Origin of the sequence: Pseudovibrio sp. POLY-S9, assembly GCF_001431305.1 — a bacterium.
GTDB lineage: Bacteria > Pseudomonadota > Alphaproteobacteria > Rhizobiales > Stappiaceae > Pseudovibrio.
In genome coordinates this window covers 47,502-51,113 of the sequence record NZ_LCWX01000238.1, presented here as the reverse complement: position 1 = coordinate 51,113, position 3,612 = coordinate 47,502, and the positions used below count along the sequence as shown (strand labels likewise).

3 protein-coding genes and 1 pseudogene are annotated in these 3,612 nt (G+C 51.9%); all 4 read left to right on the top strand.

Annotated elements, in window-relative coordinates; translation table 11 throughout:
• On the top strand, window positions 1-1,640 hold a 1,640-nt coding region (locus PPL9_RS32835; RefSeq protein WP_200962376.1), incomplete at its 5' end, for a Tex family protein.
• A 296-nt stretch (window positions 1,641-1,936) separates the two neighbouring features.
• Window positions 1,937-2,818 carry a hypothetical protein gene (locus tag PPL9_RS26105; RefSeq protein WP_057465452.1) on the top strand — a complete coding sequence of 294 codons (882 nt, stop codon included), beginning with the start codon at window positions 1,937-1,939 and terminating at the stop codon, window positions 2,816-2,818.
• Window positions 2,808-3,191, top strand: coding sequence for a CesT family type III secretion system chaperone (locus PPL9_RS26100; RefSeq protein ID WP_057465451.1), 384 nt, complete (start codon window positions 2,808-2,810; stop codon window positions 3,189-3,191). The genes PPL9_RS26105 and PPL9_RS26100 overlap by 11 nt, the downstream gene beginning before the upstream one ends.
• A 233-nt stretch (window positions 3,192-3,424) precedes the next feature.
• Window positions 3,425-3,612: pseudogene (locus PPL9_RS33775) on the top strand (hypothetical protein); the annotation flags it as partial.

Here is a 3,612-nt window from a genome sequence, read left to right as displayed (position 1 = left end):
TGGAGCAGATGATTGCTGATGCGGCGGGCATCGTGAACAACGGCCGCCCTGCTGATAAGTGGCTTTCTGATGTGTGTCGCTGGACGTGGAAGGTGAAGATTGGTCTTCATGTTGAGCTGGACCTGATGAGCGAGCTGCGCGACAAAGCAGAAGAAGAGGCGATCAAGGTTTTTGCCCGTAACCTGAAGGACTTGTTGTTGGCAGCGCCCGCTGGGCCGCGTGCGACGCTGGGGCTTGATCCGGGTATTCGGACTGGCGTGAAAGTTGCTGTTGTTGATGCGACAGGCAAGCTGATTGATACCGTGACGATCTACCCGTTCCAGCCACGCAATGACATTCAGGGGTCACTTGCCACCTTGCGGGCATTGGTTGCCAAGCATGGCGTGAGCCTGATTGCGATTGGTAACGGGACTGCCAGCCGCGAGACAGATCGTTTGGCGGCGGACTTGTTGAAGGATATTCCGGCAGAACATCGCCCAACCAAGGTGATGGTGAACGAGGCAGGGGCTTCGGTTTATTCCGCCTCTGCTTTGGCTGCCAAGGAAATGCCGGATGTGGATGTGTCATTGCGCGGAGCGGCTTCTATTGGTCGCCGTTTGCAGGACCCACTCGCGGAACTGGTGAAGATTGAGCCGAAGTCCATTGGTGTCGGGCAGTATCAGCATGATGTGAACCAGACCAAGCTGGCCCGCTCGCTGGATGGCGTGGTTGAGGATGCGGTGAACGCGGTTGGGGTTGACCTCAACACGGCATCTGCTCCGCTGTTGGCGCATATCTCCGGCCTGACAGAGGGCCTTGCGAAGGCGGTGGTTGAGTATCGTGATACGGTTGGCACCTTTAAAAACCGCAGGCAGCTGTTGAAGGTTGCGCGGCTTGGGCCGAAAGCGTTTGAGCAGTGTGCTGGCTTCCTACGGATTGCGGACGGTGAAAATCCGCTGGATGCGTCCTCTGTTCACCCGGAAGCGTATCCACTTGCGCAGAAGATTATCAAAGCATGTGGTCGCGATATTCGTGAGATCATGGGCTCCAACCTGCTGAGCAATCTGGACCCAAAAGAGTTTACGGACGAGAAGTTTGGTCTGCCGACTGTAAAGGACATTTTTGCAGAGCTGGAAAAGCCGGGGCGTGATCCACGTCCTGAGTTTAAGACCGCCTCCTTCCAGGACGGTGTTGAGACCATGCAGGATCTCAAGCCGGGTATGATGCTGGAAGGGACGGTGACCAACGTGACCAACTTTGGTGCCTTTGTTGATATCGGCGTGCATCAGGACGGGTTGGTGCATGTGTCTCAGCTGGCGGACCGGTTCGTGGATGATCCGCATACGGTTGTGAAGGCGGGGGATATTGTGAAGGTGCGTGTTGTTGAGGTGGACGTTGCCCGCAAACGCATCGGCCTGACCATGCGCAAGGACAGTGCAGATGCTCGTGAGAATGCGCGGGAACGACAGGCCGACCGGGGTGGTAACCGTAACCAGGGTGGAGGTCGTCCGGGCGGCGGTAATCGTCCAAATGGCGGCAACCGTGGTGGAGGACCGCGCGGGGGTGATCGTGGTGGCAACAAGCCAGCTGATACGAGCGGCGGTAGCAACAATGCCATGGCAGCGGCTCTGGCAGCGGCGTTTAACAAGCCGAAGCGGTAAGTCTGCTTCCAATCAGTTTTTCAGGGTGTCCGCTGGTTCTGCTGGCGGGCTCTTTTTTTGTTAGGAGCTATGTATTTTAAATAATTTTCATTTTTATATATGTTCGATCAGATCTGTAGAGTTGGTAAAGCTTTTTAGAATCATAGTGTTGTAGTAATTATATTTTTCCTATCAAGGCATTCTCAAATTAATGTAATCGTACTCCTGTGCTGAAACTAACAGTTAGAATTTCTCTCATTGATACTGTTGGTTTTGAGGTGGATTTTCTATCTTAGGTTGTGTAATGGGAGATTTAAGTGCCGTCCTTTGCTTCACTTGTTCATTGTCTTCGTTCAAATACTACAGAGACGCCTGATACTGTTAACTTCACGACCGCAAAAAAAGCGCAGAAGTACATAGGTGGGTTTCAGGGGAAGGAGGTTCGCGTTTCCGCGCAGGCCTTTGAAGACCTGAAGGTTGCGCAGAAAGTCATCTGGCAGACTAAGCAGTTGCTTCCATATGGTGCGGGTAATTTGACACCGGAGGTGTTTGCTTCGCGCGGTGAGAGTTATCTGCGAGCCAACTATGGGCTGGCGAAAGCTCCGCAGCATGGTGGGTTGGCTGAAAGCTCTGTTCGTGTGCAGGCCGGCAACTGCTCCGGACATGCGGAAGTGAGCTACAAGCTACTGGCGGCATCAGAAACAGACCGTCCAGTGGCTCGCGTTTCCTCTTCAATGGTTGATCATGCGTTTTGCATGATTGGTGATCCCAGAGACCCTACACAAGAGGCCGTTATTGTTGATGCGTGGCCGACGTTTCCAGGTGCTTTCCGTCTTGAGGATGGGAAACAGAGTATCATGGGTGAAGCGCCAACCGTGGTGTCGTGGACACGTGCCGGGCCAAAGCCTGCTTTATCTCTGGATATTGAGGGGTTAAAGCCAGTTCCTTTTGAGGAAATTCAAGGCTTCTTTAAGTCTCTGGACGTTCCCAGTGTTCCGGGAAAGAAGCTTGAGAATTTTATTGTTGAACAGAATTCCAGGTCCAAATTTATGTTTTCAAGCCTCAGCACTACGGAAAATCCTGCGACTACCTACGTGACTGATTGGACCTCAGAGACTGTGCAGGCGGATGAGATTCCCGGGAAGTACTTCCATGAGAAGTTCGAGGGGCTGAAGGCTGGGAAAAAGCATGGTTTCTAATAATGTGAACTTCCACCACCTGATGAAAGACCTCATGAGGCAGTACCTGATTAATGAGTATGAGGAGAATGAGGTCTATCAAGTGGATGTTGATGGCTCGCTCAGCATGTATTTTGTGGGCAATGAGAGGGACTATATAAAGCTGCTGGTGCGGGTTGATCGTGAGGCCATTCATGAGAGCTTGAGTGATAGCAGCATGCTGAAGCTGAACCTGCCTGACCTTTCAGGCCATCCGATTATCGTCGGGCAGGGGGATGATGACTCTGTGGTGTTGTGGTCTCGTATTGCACTGAGTGGATTGTCTCTGCCGGATTTGCTGGAGAGTGTTGAAGCGCTTGGTTCTGCTGCTTCATCCATCACAGCCCAGAACTAAAGCAGTTCGCATTTGAGTTGAAGTATTTGAACTGCTTTAGCCTTTGTTTTTGCGTATCTTTGTCCGAAAACCGGTTTCCACTTTTCGGCGATACACTTTAGTTTTGTTGCGCTTCGCAGTGGCAGATTAATAGACTGGTATCTCTTTTGTTTGGAGATGATTGAACTGACGGGGAAAACAGGCGACAACCATCAAAGTGCGATAAATATGCATGCGTGATGAGTGGAGATAACTTGTCGACAGATCCTCGTATACATTTCAGAGCGGTAGATGTAGCGCGCCGATATATTGATCGGGCAATGGACCTGCCTGATGGATGTGTAGAGCGTGTGTTTCTGGAGTTTGATGCCGAGAGAATTATGCGCGCTGCTGAAGCTGCGGATCAGCGGCAGAAAGAAGCGCATGACTCGTTGCCTTTGCA